The following is a 12,343-nucleotide window of genomic DNA, read 5'->3' as shown; positions in this document are numbered from 1 at the left end:
AAAGAAAAGATTAGAGGAAGGAAAATGGCTTCTGTACCCACCCCAGGGCCGGGGTCTATCGTTATCGCCAACAACATGCGGGAAGCCCGCCTGCGCGGAATGTCACGCAATATGGCAACAGCCTCAACCTATTATTGGTTCTATCAAAAAGTCAGGAATGGCGGCCCGTGGGATTACAAAAAATTTGATCCCTACTTCGCGGCTTTTGGAAATTTTAATTTCGGTGCGGCAGGAACAGCAGCCGGTATCCCTGCAAATATCTTACTGATGGGAGCGGGATGGGCCCAGGGACGTGCAGGTACCTCGAAGCCACAATGGGGAAAATGGTATGAAAAACCGCCCTATGGCGATGACCCTACTGACCAACGCAATATCAGAGACGGAATAAATTATGCCATTCAAAACGGCTATTAAATGGATACATCGGCTGGTCACACTTTCACTGGTTATTTTGGTTGCAGGCTTTTTGTGGCTCAATCACCAGCCTGATAACAGGGACAGCGACGAACTGCAGAGAGCTTATAAGCTATCAGATCATGTTTGGCTCTATATGACCATCAACAGCAGCGGCGGCGCGACGGTGCCTACTCTCTACCGTTACTATCTTTCCTCGGAGATCCACGGGGAAGATGTGGATGTGCTGCACCAGCTAAAAACGATAACGCCTTTCCTTGAAGGGACAGGAAGTATTACCAGTGCCAGCGTTGAAAAAAATGGAGAAGTGACAATTTCATATAGCGGGAATGTTTTCTCATTGCGGGATGAGGTATCCAATCTTCGGTTTACCGTTAAACCCTGATCACAGGACGGCGGGCATCACCCCGCCTCCTGCTCACTCAGTGCCAGATGACCAGCGCCACCATACTCACCACCACCAGCCCGCACAGGGCGCTGGTTAAAATGAACTGACGACGCAAGCGCTCACAGCGACGGATAAATTCGTCGTCATGATGATCGCGATAGCGCTGGGCGTAGATGTACCACACCAGACGCATCTGTTTGCTGGGCTGTCCATGCGACGTGAAGAAGCCTCCACCATCCACATACTGATAAAGCAACGGATCGCAACCACGAAGTACCACTAACAGCGCGCGTAACGATGAGAAATAACGCGCCATATTCACTATGCAAACCACACATAACGCCCAAAACAATGCGACGGTGCTAATCATACTTCCTCCCCGGCGCCCGCCCACGAAGCAAGGCCTCTGGACAACCGCACCCCAATGCCCTGACAGACAGATCAGTGAAAGAATGACGAAAGTCGATCGGGTTCACGTTTTAATATCCGAACGGCTCATTAAATAGTGTAGGAGATCCGTTAATTTTTTTGCCACAAGGTTAATCGTTATCAACACCAAAGCTTGAAAAATTTGTTGAACTGGGCCGTAATGAAGACATAAAGGCGACGGCTTACCTGATAGTCATCGATAACTTAAGGAAGGAGTAACACTATGGCTTACAAACACATTCTCATCGCGGTAGACCTCTCCCCGGAGAGCAAAGTGCTGGTTGATAAAGCGGTATCCATGGCACGCCCATACAACGCGAAAGTTTCTTTGATTCACGTTGATGTGAATTACTCCGATCTCTACACCGGTCTTATCGACGTCAATCTTGGCGATATGCAAAAACGCATCTCCGAAGAGACTCACCACGCGCTGTCTGAGCTCTCCACCAACGCAGGCTATCCGATCACCGAAACCCTCAGCGGCAGCGGCGATCTGGGTCAGGTGCTGGTTGATGCGATTAAGAAATACGATATGGACCTGGTCGTTTGCGGCCATCACCAGGATTTCTGGAGCAAACTGATGTCCTCCGCGCGCCAGCTGATCAACACCGTCCACGTGGATATGCTGATTGTTCCGCTGCGAGATGAAGAAGACGAGTAAGTTTGACATTGCCGGGCGGCGCTAGCGTTTGCCCGGCCGATGATCAGATGTGTAGGCCCGGTGAGCGTAAACGTCACCGGGCTTTGTTATTCTGGCGTGCCCGAATAAATATCAAACCGATGCCCTTTCGTGACCACCGCGTTGGTGGTTGCCACATCCGCCAGCGGCGGTGCGTAGTCCGGGCGCTTCACCACCACCCGTTTGGTCGCCAGCAGGCGTGCGGGTTCGAGCAATCCATCCGCATCCAAATCCGGTCCCACCAGCGACTGAAACACGCGCATCTCTTTCTTTACCAGCGCACTCTTCTGCTTATGCGGGAACATCGGATCGAGATAGACCACCTGCGGGCGCGGCGTGATATCTGTAAGCGCCGTCAGGCTGGAGGCGTGGATCAGCTGCAGGCGTTCCTGCAACCACGGGCCTATCTCCGGGTCGGCATAGCCACGCGCCAGACCATCGTCAAGGAGTGCAGCGACCACCGGGTTACGCTCAAGCATCCGCACACGGCAGCCTACAGACGCCAGCACAAAGGCATCGCGCCCCAGCCCTGCCGTCGCGTCCACCACGTCCGGCAGATAACTGCCCTTCACGCCGACCGCCTTCGCCACCGCTTCACCGCGACCGCCGCCAAACTTGCGGCGATGCGCCATCGCACCGCCCACAAAATCGACAAAGATCCCGCCAAGCTTTGGCTCATCGCATTTGCGCAGTTCCAGGTGTTCCGGCGTCATCACCAGCGCCATCAGATTATCGGCATCGTGCTCAAGCCCCCAGCGGGCAGCCAGAACAGATAAGGCGCCGTCTCCGGCGCCTGTTTCATCTATCAAACAAATTTTCACGAACGCGATTAGCCTTTGATTCCGTAATGTTCCAGCATCGCATCGAGCTGCGGCTCGCGGCCACGGAAGCGTTTGAACAGCTCCATCGGCTCTTCGGAACCGCCGCGCGTCAGGATGTTATCCAGGAACGACTGACCGGTATCGCGGTTGAAAATCCCCTCTTCTTCGAAGCGAGAGAACGCATCGGCTGCCAGAACGTCTGCCCACAGGTAGCTGTAGTAACCCGCCGCATAACCGCCCGCGAAGATATGGCTGAAGGCATGCGGGAAACGGCCCCACGATGGACCCGGAATGAGCGCCACCTGCTTCTTGATTTCGCCGAGGGTTTCGAGGATTTTCGCGCCCTGCTCCGGGCTGAACTCGGCGTGCAGACGGAAATCGAACAGACCGAACTCCAGCTGACGCAGGATAAACATCGCCGCCTGGTAGTTTTTGGCCGCCAGCATTTTATCCAGCAACGCTTTCGGCAGCGGTTCGCCGGTTTCGTAGTGACCGGAGATAAACGCCAGTGCGTCCGGCTCCCAGCACCAGTTTTCCATAAACTGGCTCGGCAGCTCGACGGCATCCCACGGCACACCGCTGATGCCAGAAACGCCCGCCGCTTCGATACGGGTCAGCATATGGTGCAGGCCGTGACCGAATTCATGGAACAGAGTGATCACTTCGTCATGCGTGAACAGCGCCGGTTTGCCGTTTACCGGACGGTTGAAGTTACAGGTCAGGTAGGCGACCGGTTTTTGCAGCGAGCCGTCCGCTTTACGCATCTGGCCGACGCAGTCGTCCATCCACGCGCCGCCACGTTTGTTTTCTCGCGCATACAGATCCAGATAGAAACTGCCGCGCAGTTCGTTTTTCTCATCGTACAGCTCGAAGAACCGCACTTCCGGGTGCCACACTTCCACGTCGTGACGCTCTTTCGCAGTGATGCCGTAAATGCGTTTCACCACTTCGAACAGGCCGTTCACGGCTTTGCTTTCCGGGAAGTACGGGCGCAGCTGCTCGTCGCTGATGCTGTAGAGGTGCTGTTTCTGTTTTTCGCTGTAATAGGCGATATCCCACGGCTGCAGCTCATCAACGCCGCACTCCGCTTTAGCGAATGCACGCAGCTGGGCCAGCTCTTTTTCACCCTGTGGACGCGCGCGTTTTGCCAGATCGGTTAAGAAATCAAGCACCTGCTGTGGGTTTTCCGCCATTTTGGTGGCGAGGGATTTTTCGGCGTAGCTGTCAAAGCCCAGCAGTTGCGCCAGCTCGTGACGCAGGGCGAGGATTTCGGCCATTACCGGGCTGTTGTCCCATTTACCGGCGTTCGGCCCCTGGTCAGAGGCGCGGGTGCTATACGCGCGGTAGAGTTCTTCACGCAGCGCCTGGTTGTCGCAGTACGTCATCACCGGCAGATAGCTCGGGATATCCAGCGTCAGCAGATAGCCTTCCTGCTCTTTCGCTTCGGCCTGCGCTTTGGCGGCGGCCAGCGCGCTTTCCGGCATACCTGCCAGCTCGGCTTCATCGGTGATCAGTTTTGACCAGCCCATGGTGGCGTCGAGTACGTTGTTGCTGTACTGGTTGCCTAGCTCAGACAGACGCGCAGCGATTTCGCCGTAGCGCTGCTGTTTCTCTTTTGGCAGGCCAATGCCTGACAGCTCAAAATCACGCAGCGCGTTATCGACCGCTTTCTTCTGGGCAGTATCCAGTTTTGCGTAGTTTTCGCCGTCGCGCAGATCGCGATAGGCGTTATACAACCCTTCGTGCTGGCCGACCCAGGTGCTGTACTCAGAGAGCAGCGGCAGGGTTTGTTCATAGGCTTCGCGCAGTTCCGGGCTGTTTTTCACCGAATTAAGATGGCTCACCGGCGAGAAAATGCGACCCAGTACGTCATCCACTTCCGCCAGGCGCTGGCACAGGTTATCCCAGGTGTACGGCGCGCCCTGCGCGACCACTCGCTCTACCGCCTCGCGACAATTATCCAGCGACTGAGTTACAGCCGGGACAACGTGTTCAGGGAGGATTTTAGAAAAGGGCGGCAACGAAAAAGGCGTGAGTAATGGATTGGTCATAAGCGCTGTCCTGTTGAATGAGGTGAATGAAGCGCGCATCCGGCGCTGGGCATATTGTTTCTGTAATGGGGATAAGTGTAGTGAATTTCAATGCCAGGCGCTGCACTTACCGGGCCTACGGGTAATCTGCAGCGTTCTGCTGTAAACTGTGGCAAATCGTTTATTACCTGGAACACCTTTACCCATGCTCAGTTATCGCCACAGCTTCCACGCGGGCAACCACGCCGATGTCCTCAAGCACACCGTTCAGAGTCTGATTATTGAATCTCTGAAAGAGAAAGATAAGCCGTTTCTCTATCTGGACACCCACGCGGGCGCGGGCCGCTACCAGCTCAGCAGCCAGCACGCGGAGCGCACCGGTGAATATCTGGAAGGTATCGCCCGCATCTGGCAGCAGGACGATCTCCCGGCTGAGCTGGAGCCGTACATCAGCGTGGTGAACCATTTCAACCGCAGCGGCCAACTGCGCTACTACCCTGGCTCGCCGCTGATTGCGCGCCAGCTGCTGCGTGAGCAGGACAGCCTCCAGCTGACTGAGCTGCACCCGAGCGATTTCCCGCTGCTGCGTTCCGAGTTCCAGAAGGATGACCGCGCACGTGTGGAAAAAGCCGACGGCTACCAGCAGCTGAAATCCAAACTGCCGCCGGTCTCCCGTCGCGGTCTGGTGCTGATCGACCCGCCGTATGAAATTAAAACCGACTATCAGGCCGTTGTGACCGGCATCAACGAAGGCTACAAACGCTTCGCGACCGGCACCTATGCCCTGTGGTATCCGGTGGTCCTGCGCGCGCAAATCAAACGTATGATCAAAGAGCTGGAAGCGACCGGTATCCGCAAAATCATGCAGATCGAACTGGCGGTGCGTCCGGACAGCGATCAGCGCGGCATGACCGCGTCCGGGATGATCGTGATCAACCCGCCGTGGAAGCTCGAAGCGCAAATGAACAACGTGCTGCCGTGGCTGCACAAAACGCTGGTGCCGAGTGGTCATGGCCACGCGACCGTCAGCTGGATCGTGCCTGAGTAATCGCAGTCATCGGTGGAACCTATTGATTTCAGGTATACAATCGCGGCAATCAGAAATTAAGGATATGACCCATGAGCAAGCATTATGACTACATCGCCATTGGCGGCGGCAGTGGCGGTATCGCCTCTATTAACCGTGCAGCCATGTACGGCCAAAAATGTGCGCTGATTGAAGCCAAAGAGCTGGGCGGCACCTGCGTGAACGTCGGTTGTGTACCGAAAAAAGTGATGTGGCACGCCGCGCAAATCCGCGAGGCCATCCATATGTACGGCCCGGATTACGGTTTCGACACCACCATCAATCACTTCGACTGGGACAAGCTGATTGCCAGCCGTACCGCCTACATTGACCGCATCCATACTTCGTATGACAACGTGCTGGGCAAAAACAATGTCGATGTGATCCGTGGCTTTGCGCGCTTCGTCGATGCGAAAACGATCGAAGTGAACGGCGAGACGATCACTGCCGATCATATCCTGATCGCCACCGGCGGCCGTCCGAGCCACCCGGACATTCCGGGCGTGGAGTACGGCATCGACTCCGACGGTTTCTTCGAACTGCCTGCGCTGCCAAAACGCGTAGCAGTAGTGGGTGCGGGTTACATCGCCGTTGAACTGGCAGGCGTGATTAACGGCCTGGGCGCCGAAGCGCACCTGTTCGTGCGTAAACACGCGCCGCTGCGCAGCTTTGATCCGCTGATCGTAGAGACGCTGGTTGAAGTGATGAACGCCGAAGGGCCAAAACTGCACACCAACGCCGTGCCAAAAGCGGTGGTGAAAAACGCCGACGGCAGCCTGACGCTGGAGCTGGAAGATGGCCGCAGCCAGACCGTCGACTGCCTGATCTGGGCGATTGGCCGTGAACCGGCGAATGACAATTTCAACCTGGCCGTGACCGGCGTGAAAACCAACGACAAAGGCTACATCGTTGTCGATAAGTTCCAGAACACCAGTGTTCCAGGAATTTATGCGGTCGGTGATAACACCGGTGCGGTCGAGCTGACGCCGGTTGCCGTCGCCGCTGGTCGTCGCCTGTCCGAGCGTCTGTTCAACAACAAGCCGGACGAGCATCTGGATTACAGCAATATCCCGACCGTGGTCTTCAGCCACCCGCCAATCGGCACTGTCGGTTTAACCGAGCCGCAGGCGCGCGAGCTGCACGGCGACGACCAGGTGAAAGTGTATAAATCGTCCTTTACGGCGATGTACACCGCAGTCACCTCTCACCGCCAGCCGTGCCGCATGAAACTGGTGTGCGTCGGCCCGGAAGAGAAAATCGTCGGTATCCACGGCATCGGCTTCGGCATGGATGAAATCCTGCAGGGCTTCGCGGTGGCGCTGAAAATGGGTGCCACCAAGAAAGACTTCGACAATACCGTAGCGATCCACCCGACCGCGGCGGAAGAGTTTGTCACCATGCGTTAATCCCCAATGCCCCTCTCCCGAGGGGCATTTTGTTTGATCATTCATAAATCGTTGCAAAACGAATGCTCTGAATTTCTCTGGCGCCTCTCGCGATTATCAGTGCGATTAAAAACCGAAAAATCAAACAGATACCCCTGATTTACTCAAACCAGGCGATAAACCAAAACGTGATCCACCGCACACTTCGTCCTTCACACACCGAAGCGAGTGTCTAAGCTTAGAAGATGCCCGGGAAACACCCGTATGTGTGACGACGCAAACCGGAGGTCCTAACCACCATGTTCAACCAGAAATTACACGCTGCAGATATCGTCGAGTTCGAGATTGCGGAAGAGATTCGCTACGAAACCGATCCCTGCGAGTTGAAACTGGATGAGATGATCGAGGCGGAACCGGAACCCGAAATGATCGAAGGGCTGCCCGCGTCTGACGCGCTCACGCCTGCCGATCGCTATCTAGAACTCTTTGAACACGTTCAGTCGACGCGTCTGTTTGCTGATAGCAAAACCTTCCCCGACTGCGCGCCGAAAATGGATCCGCTCGATATCCTTATTCGCTACCGTAAGGTGCGACGCCACCGGGATTTCGACCTGAAGCGCTTTGTCGAAAACCACTTCTGGATGCCCGAGTCGCTGACCACTGAGTATGTCTCAGACCCGAGTCTTTCGCTGAAAGAGCACATTGATAATCTGTGGCCAGTGTTGACGCGCGAGCCGCAGGACCATATTCCGTGGTCATCCCTGCTGGCGCTGCCACAGGCGTACATCGTCCCCGGTGGGCGTTTTAGCGAGACCTACTATTGGGACTCCTATTTCACCATGCTCGGGCTGGCGGAGAGCGGGCGCAACGACCTGCTCAAGTGTATGGCCGACAACTTTGCGTGGATGATTGAACGTTACGGCCATATTCCTAACGGGAATCGCACCTATTATCTCAGCCGCTCACAGCCGCCGGTCTTTGCCCTGATGGTTGAGCTGTTCGAAGAAGACGGCGTGCGCGGAGCGAAACGTTATCTGGACCACCTGCTGATGGAGTATGCCTTCTGGATGGATGGTGCGGAATCGCTGGTGCTGAATCAGGCCTATCGCCACGTGGTGCGCATGCCGGACGGCTCGCTGCTCAACCGCTACTGGGACGACCGCGACACGCCGCGTGACGAGTCCTGGATAGAAGACGTGGAAACGGCCAAACATTCGGGGCGACCACCAAACGAAGTCTATCGGGATCTGCGCGCGGGCGCGGCGTCGGGCTGGGACTACTCCTCCCGCTGGCTGCGCGATGCCGGGCGTCTCGCCAGCATTCGCACCACGCAGTTTATCCCTATCGATCTGAATGCGTTCCTGTTTAAGCTGGAAAGCGCCATCGCCAACATCTCCGCCGCAAAAGGCGATAAAGAGACGGAAACCGCCTTCCGCCAGAAAGCGAATGACCGCCGCGCGGCCGTGAACCGCTTCCTGTGGGACGACGAAAACGGCTGTTATCGCGATTACGACTGGCGTCGGGAAGAGATGGGGCTGTTCTCTGCCGCCAGCATTGTGCCGTTGTACGTTGGGATGTCTACCCACGAACAGGCCGACCGGCTGGCTGATACGGTGAAAGCACGCCTGCTGACGCCGGGCGGGATACTCGCCACCGAACACGAAACGGGCGAGCAGTGGGATAAACCGAACGGCTGGGCGCCGCTACAGTGGATGGCGATTCAGGGGTTTAAGCAGTACGGCAATGACTCGCTGGGCGATGAGATCGCCTGGAGCTGGCTGCAAACGGTGAATCACTTCTACAAAACGCACCACAAGCTGATCGAGAAGTATCACATCGCCAGCAGCACCCCGCGCGAAGGGGGCGGGGGCGAATATCCGTTGCAGGATGGTTTTGGCTGGACCAACGGCGTGGTGAGACGGTTGATTGGGTTGTACGGCGAACCGTGATTTCCCTCCCCCGAAAGGGAGAGGGCGGCAGGAGCCGGTTTACCGAATCACATCATAAATGGCGGTCTGAATAGACTGCCATTTTTTGCTGCTGGCATCCGGCTGCGCCTGAGCACGTCGCTTAGCCTGGTCGGCTTCATATTTCTGACGCTGCACGACGGCGGGCACCGTACAGAACGCCTGGAGATATTGCTTGCGCATGGAGGTCATCGCCTCCCCGTTCGACATCGCATGGCTCAGCGTGGCGATAAACCGACGGCACGGTTTCTGCTCTACCATTTGCAGGCGATAGCGTAGCAACACCTCCAGCACGTCATCGTACCCGGCGGACATCGCCTGCTCGGTCCAGGCCAGCTTCCAGTCCATCCCGCCCTGCAGGAACAGCAGCGCCGCACGCGTGTCGTTGCGATCGATGGCCGAGCGGAAATTGTTCTCATCCCAGGTCACGCCCATACGGGTCAGTTTTTCCCGTGAGGACGGCGCTTCGCGCATCTCTTTCGCCACCTGCTGCGGCTCGGGGCTGACATTCGCCGCCGCTGACGAAGGCGTGCCGCTGGTCACCAGCCACACTCCGCCTGCAATAATCGCGAGTACCATCACCCCCACGGCGCCCCACAGCGCGCTAGAGATCAGCTGATCGCGCTGTTCAGGTGTGCGCGGCGTGCGTTGCGTCGGTTTTTCAATGCTGTCGCGAATTTCAAACAGATCGCCGCCGGTCTGCCGATCCATTTTCTGCGCATTTTCCCAGAAGCTGTGCAGTTCGCTGGCATCGACCGCCATCAGCCCTGTCGGGTTGATGCGCGTGCGTCCCTCTTCAAACGCCCGCTGAATCGGCCCCGCTATCTGGGCGTAGTAATTATCGAGCAGCAGAAGTTGCGCCGAGCTGAGCGCCTGCTGCACCGTCAGCATATTGCGGATCTGGCGGATATCATCGAGGAAAGTCTGCAGGGTTTTACGCGGCTCAACGAGCAACGTCAGATTCGTGCGGTCATTAAACAGCGACGAGTAGTAGCGGCTAAATTCTTTCTTATCCACCAGCATCTGCGCCATTTCGCTGAACAGCATGCCGCTCAGCACATCGTTGCGTTCGCTGTTCTTCAGCCAGCGCCGGACCCGGTCGGCATTGAAGAGGGTTTTCAGATGGTTATTGAGCCGCACCGGATCGGGCCACGCCTGCATGATCAAGGATTTAATCATCAGCTCAAGGGCGCGCACCTGCTTATGGGCCTGCAATTGCAGGGATTCATTGCCTGGCGCCAGGTCGGTGTTGTAGCCCAGCAGCGGCTGCTGCAACCGCAGATGCTCCAGCGCCGTGACGAAACGCACGGCGGCAATCAGCTGGTTCTGGCTGACGTCCTGGCCGCTTTCATATTGCGGAACGCGCTGCTGCAAAAGGCGTAACTGGAGCGTGAATTCCGACATTTCGGCGTCATTCAGATTCAGCCGTTTTGCTACCGGTCCCCATCCGCCCAGACCCAGGCGGGCATTATCAAGCTGTTCCAGGAACCAGCGTGGATCTTTCCCTTCAGAGACGTGAACATCCAGCAGCAGTAAGATCTCCACGGAGGCGTGGCGAATAATGCCAATACACTGTTCAAATTGTTCACGGATGTGGTGTGAAGTACCCGATGTCATCATTTTCCTTAACGTACTACAAAGCAGAATAAGCTGGCCTTAAAGGCAATTTTTTCTTTTATTTATGTGCTGTTAAACCATAACTGAGATTATGGAGAAATAAAGTGACAGCTCTATAATCATTGAAAATAGTTATGGGAGAATTCGAATGCCGGTACTCACCACTTCGCGTCTGACATGCTCGCCCGTTGAGGAGCAGGACTGGCCGTTTTACCTGTCGCTGCAACAAAACCCCGATGTGATGCGATTTATCGCCGAAAAGCGCCCTATTGCGGTGATCCGTGAGGCTTTTGAGCCACGCCTCCAGCCGTGGGAACCAGGCAGCGCGCACTGGATGTGCCTTATCGTGCGCGACACCGCCAGCCAAACGCCGCTGGGTGCCACCGGATATATTCACAGAGATAATGATTGTGCTGAAGTGGGATTTATTTTCGACCCACACGCACAGGGGAAAGGCTACGGATATGAGTCGCTGCGCGCCGTGTGTGATTACGCGTTTAATGAGGGGGGAATTCGCCGTCTCACCGCCACGGTGACGGTGGGCAACCTCGCCTCCCGCGCCCTGCTGGAAAAAGCAGGCTTTGTGCTGGAAGGCGAGCTGCGTGAAAACTACTGGCTTGCTGAGCGCTGGCAAAACGACTGGATATTCAGCCTGTTAAAACATGAGTATCCTGCACAGCGCCGTTAACGATTTACAGGAACATCCCGCCTGAGACTTCGATGCGCTGCGCGTTCATCCAGCCCAGCTCATCGCTCAGCAGCGCGGCGATCGCATCACCGATGTCATCCGGCAGCCCGACGCGCCCAAGGGCGGTGTTCGACGCCACCATCTGATTGATCTGGACATTATCGCGCACCCGCCCGCCGCCAAAATCGGTTTCAATCGCACCCGGCGCGATAATATTGGCCGTGATTTTACGCGCGCCTAACTCTTTGGCCTGATAGCGCGTCAGCACTTCCATCGCCCCTTTCATTGCCGCATAGGTGCTGGAGCCAGGCTGCGCAAAGCGCGCCAGGCCGCTGGAGACGTTCAGGATGCGCCCGCCGTCTTTAATCAGCGGCAGCAGGCGCTGGGTCAGGAAGAACGGGCCTTTGAAATGGACGTTCAGGGCGTCATCAAACTGCGCTTCGGTGGTCTCTGCAAACGGGGCATATAACCCGGTTCCGGCGTTGTTTAATAAATAATCGAAGGTGTCGCGCTGCCACACATGCTTAAGCTGGGAGCGGACTTCAGCGACAAAACGTTCGAAGGTCGAGGTATCCCCGACGTTCAGCTGCAATGCCACCGCTTTCACCCCTTTTAATTCAATTTCGCGCACAACATCCTGCGCCTCTTTCTGGCTGCTCTGGTAAGTCAGGATGATTCCGGTTCCCTTCGCAGCCAGCTTCAGCGCCGCGTTTTTCCCCAGCCCACGGCTGCCACCTGTCACTAATGCAATACGTTCACTCATGAGAAACCTCGTTTCGTTTGATATGGCGATTGAGAAAGAGCTTATTAGGTGATAGAAAATCAATAAAGAGGGTCAAAAACGCTTCACTGTTTCATT

Annotated in this window: 12 protein-coding genes; 7 read left to right on the top strand and 5 right to left on the bottom strand. The window is 56.3% G+C overall.

All coding sequences use genetic code 11. The annotated features are described in order from the left end of the window. Window positions 1-24 precede the first annotated feature (24 nt). Window positions 25-414 carry a polymorphic toxin type 44 domain-containing protein gene (locus F153LOC_RS15645; protein ID WP_199174676.1) on the top strand — a complete coding sequence of 130 codons (390 nt, stop codon included), beginning with the start codon at window positions 25-27 and terminating at the stop codon, window positions 412-414. Next, window positions 392-799, top strand: a complete 408-nt coding sequence (locus tag F153LOC_RS15640) for a hypothetical protein (protein ID WP_102105282.1) — start codon at window positions 392-394, stop codon at window positions 797-799. Before F153LOC_RS15645 ends, F153LOC_RS15640 begins: the two co-directional genes overlap by 23 nt. 37 nt (window positions 800-836) lie before the next feature. Here the strand turns inward: F153LOC_RS15640 and uspB are convergent, their stop codons facing one another. Continuing rightward, the gene (uspB, locus tag F153LOC_RS15635; RefSeq protein ID WP_095283811.1) at window positions 837-1,172 is read right to left on the bottom strand and encodes a universal stress protein UspB; all 336 of its coding nucleotides are present in this window, start codon (window positions 1,170-1,172) and stop codon (window positions 837-839) included. A gap of 282 nt (window positions 1,173-1,454) precedes the next feature. Between uspB and uspA the strand changes: the two genes are divergently transcribed. Then, complete coding sequence (uspA, locus tag F153LOC_RS15630) at window positions 1,455-1,892, top strand: universal stress protein UspA (protein ID WP_003861223.1); 438 nt, start codon at window positions 1,455-1,457, stop codon at window positions 1,890-1,892. Between the two features lie 86 nt (window positions 1,893-1,978). Here the strand turns inward: uspA and rsmJ are convergent, their stop codons facing one another. Next, window positions 1,979-2,731, bottom strand: coding sequence for a 16S rRNA (guanine(1516)-N(2))-methyltransferase RsmJ (gene rsmJ / locus F153LOC_RS15625; RefSeq protein WP_102105281.1), 753 nt, complete (start codon window positions 2,729-2,731; stop codon window positions 1,979-1,981). 8 nt (window positions 2,732-2,739) lie between these two features. Continuing rightward, window positions 2,740-4,782 carry an oligopeptidase A gene (gene prlC, locus F153LOC_RS15620; protein WP_100778509.1) on the bottom strand — a complete coding sequence of 681 codons (2,043 nt, stop codon included), beginning with the start codon at window positions 4,780-4,782 and terminating at the stop codon, window positions 2,740-2,742. 184 nt (window positions 4,783-4,966) lie between these two features. Between prlC and F153LOC_RS15615 the strand changes: the two genes are divergently transcribed. The 3 genes from F153LOC_RS15615 to F153LOC_RS15605 all read left to right on the top strand — a co-directional run bounded on the left by F153LOC_RS15615 (window position 4,967) and on the right by F153LOC_RS15605 (window position 9,161). Then, on the top strand, window positions 4,967-5,809 hold the full coding sequence (locus tag F153LOC_RS15615) for a 23S rRNA (adenine(2030)-N(6))-methyltransferase RlmJ (protein WP_100778508.1): 843 nt from the start codon (window positions 4,967-4,969) through the stop codon (window positions 5,807-5,809). Between the two features lie 71 nt (window positions 5,810-5,880). Further along, window positions 5,881-7,233 carry a glutathione-disulfide reductase gene (gorA, locus tag F153LOC_RS15610; RefSeq protein WP_102105280.1) on the top strand — a complete coding sequence of 451 codons (1,353 nt, stop codon included), beginning with the start codon at window positions 5,881-5,883 and terminating at the stop codon, window positions 7,231-7,233. A gap of 278 nt (window positions 7,234-7,511) precedes the next feature. Then, entirely contained in the window at window positions 7,512-9,161 is a 1,650-nt protein-coding gene (locus F153LOC_RS15605; protein WP_100778506.1) for an alpha,alpha-trehalase, read from the top strand. A gap of 39 nt (window positions 9,162-9,200) precedes the next feature. Here F153LOC_RS15605 and F153LOC_RS15600 read toward each other — a convergent pair whose 3' ends face one another. Then, entirely contained in the window at window positions 9,201-10,796 is a 1,596-nt protein-coding gene (locus tag F153LOC_RS15600) for an STY4199 family HEPN domain-containing protein (protein ID WP_102105279.1), read from the bottom strand. Between the two features lie 148 nt (window positions 10,797-10,944). Here F153LOC_RS15600 and F153LOC_RS15595 point away from each other — a divergent pair, with 148 nt between their 5' ends. Next, the gene (locus tag F153LOC_RS15595; protein ID WP_102105278.1) at window positions 10,945-11,484 is read left to right on the top strand and encodes a GNAT family N-acetyltransferase; all 540 of its coding nucleotides are present in this window, start codon (window positions 10,945-10,947) and stop codon (window positions 11,482-11,484) included. A gap of 4 nt (window positions 11,485-11,488) precedes the next feature. Here the strand turns inward: F153LOC_RS15595 and F153LOC_RS15590 are convergent, their stop codons facing one another. Then, window positions 11,489-12,247: an SDR family NAD(P)-dependent oxidoreductase gene (locus tag F153LOC_RS15590; protein WP_102105277.1), complete on the bottom strand. Its 759-nt coding sequence runs from the start codon at window positions 12,245-12,247 to the stop codon at window positions 11,489-11,491. Window positions 12,248-12,343: the final 96 nt, after the last annotated feature.

The organism is Lelliottia sp. F153 (genome assembly GCF_002870005.1).
In the GTDB taxonomy this organism is placed as follows: domain Bacteria; phylum Pseudomonadota; class Gammaproteobacteria; order Enterobacterales; family Enterobacteriaceae; genus Enterobacter; species Enterobacter nimipressuralis.
The sequence above is the reverse complement of the archived record's forward strand: the minus strand, read 5'-3'. Positions and strand labels throughout refer to the sequence as shown.

Excerpts from the sequence above, each read along its gene's own strand:
- F153LOC_RS15645 (WP_199174676.1), top strand. The coding sequence starts at position 25 with ATGGCTTCTGTACCCACCCCAGGGCCGGGGTCTATCGTTATCGCCAAC.
- F153LOC_RS15640 (WP_102105282.1), top strand. The coding sequence starts at position 392 with ATGCCATTCAAAACGGCTATTAAATGGATACATCGGCTGGTCACACTT.
- uspB (WP_095283811.1), bottom strand. The coding sequence starts at position 1,172 with ATGATTAGCACCGTCGCATTGTTTTGGGCGTTATGTGTGGTTTGCATA.
- uspA (WP_003861223.1), top strand. The coding sequence starts at position 1,455 with ATGGCTTACAAACACATTCTCATCGCGGTAGACCTCTCCCCGGAGAGC.
- prlC (WP_100778509.1), bottom strand. The coding sequence starts at position 4,782 with ATGACCAATCCATTACTCACGCCTTTTTCGTTGCCGCCCTTTTCTAAA.
- F153LOC_RS15615 (WP_100778508.1), top strand. The coding sequence starts at position 4,967 with ATGCTCAGTTATCGCCACAGCTTCCACGCGGGCAACCACGCCGATGTC.
- gorA (WP_102105280.1), top strand. The coding sequence starts at position 5,881 with ATGAGCAAGCATTATGACTACATCGCCATTGGCGGCGGCAGTGGCGGT.
- F153LOC_RS15605 (WP_100778506.1), top strand. The coding sequence starts at position 7,512 with ATGTTCAACCAGAAATTACACGCTGCAGATATCGTCGAGTTCGAGATT.
- F153LOC_RS15600 (WP_102105279.1), bottom strand. The coding sequence starts at position 10,796 with ATGACATCGGGTACTTCACACCACATCCGTGAACAATTTGAACAGTGT.
- F153LOC_RS15595 (WP_102105278.1), top strand. The coding sequence starts at position 10,945 with ATGCCGGTACTCACCACTTCGCGTCTGACATGCTCGCCCGTTGAGGAG.
- F153LOC_RS15590 (WP_102105277.1), bottom strand. The coding sequence starts at position 12,247 with ATGAGTGAACGTATTGCATTAGTGACAGGTGGCAGCCGTGGGCTGGGG.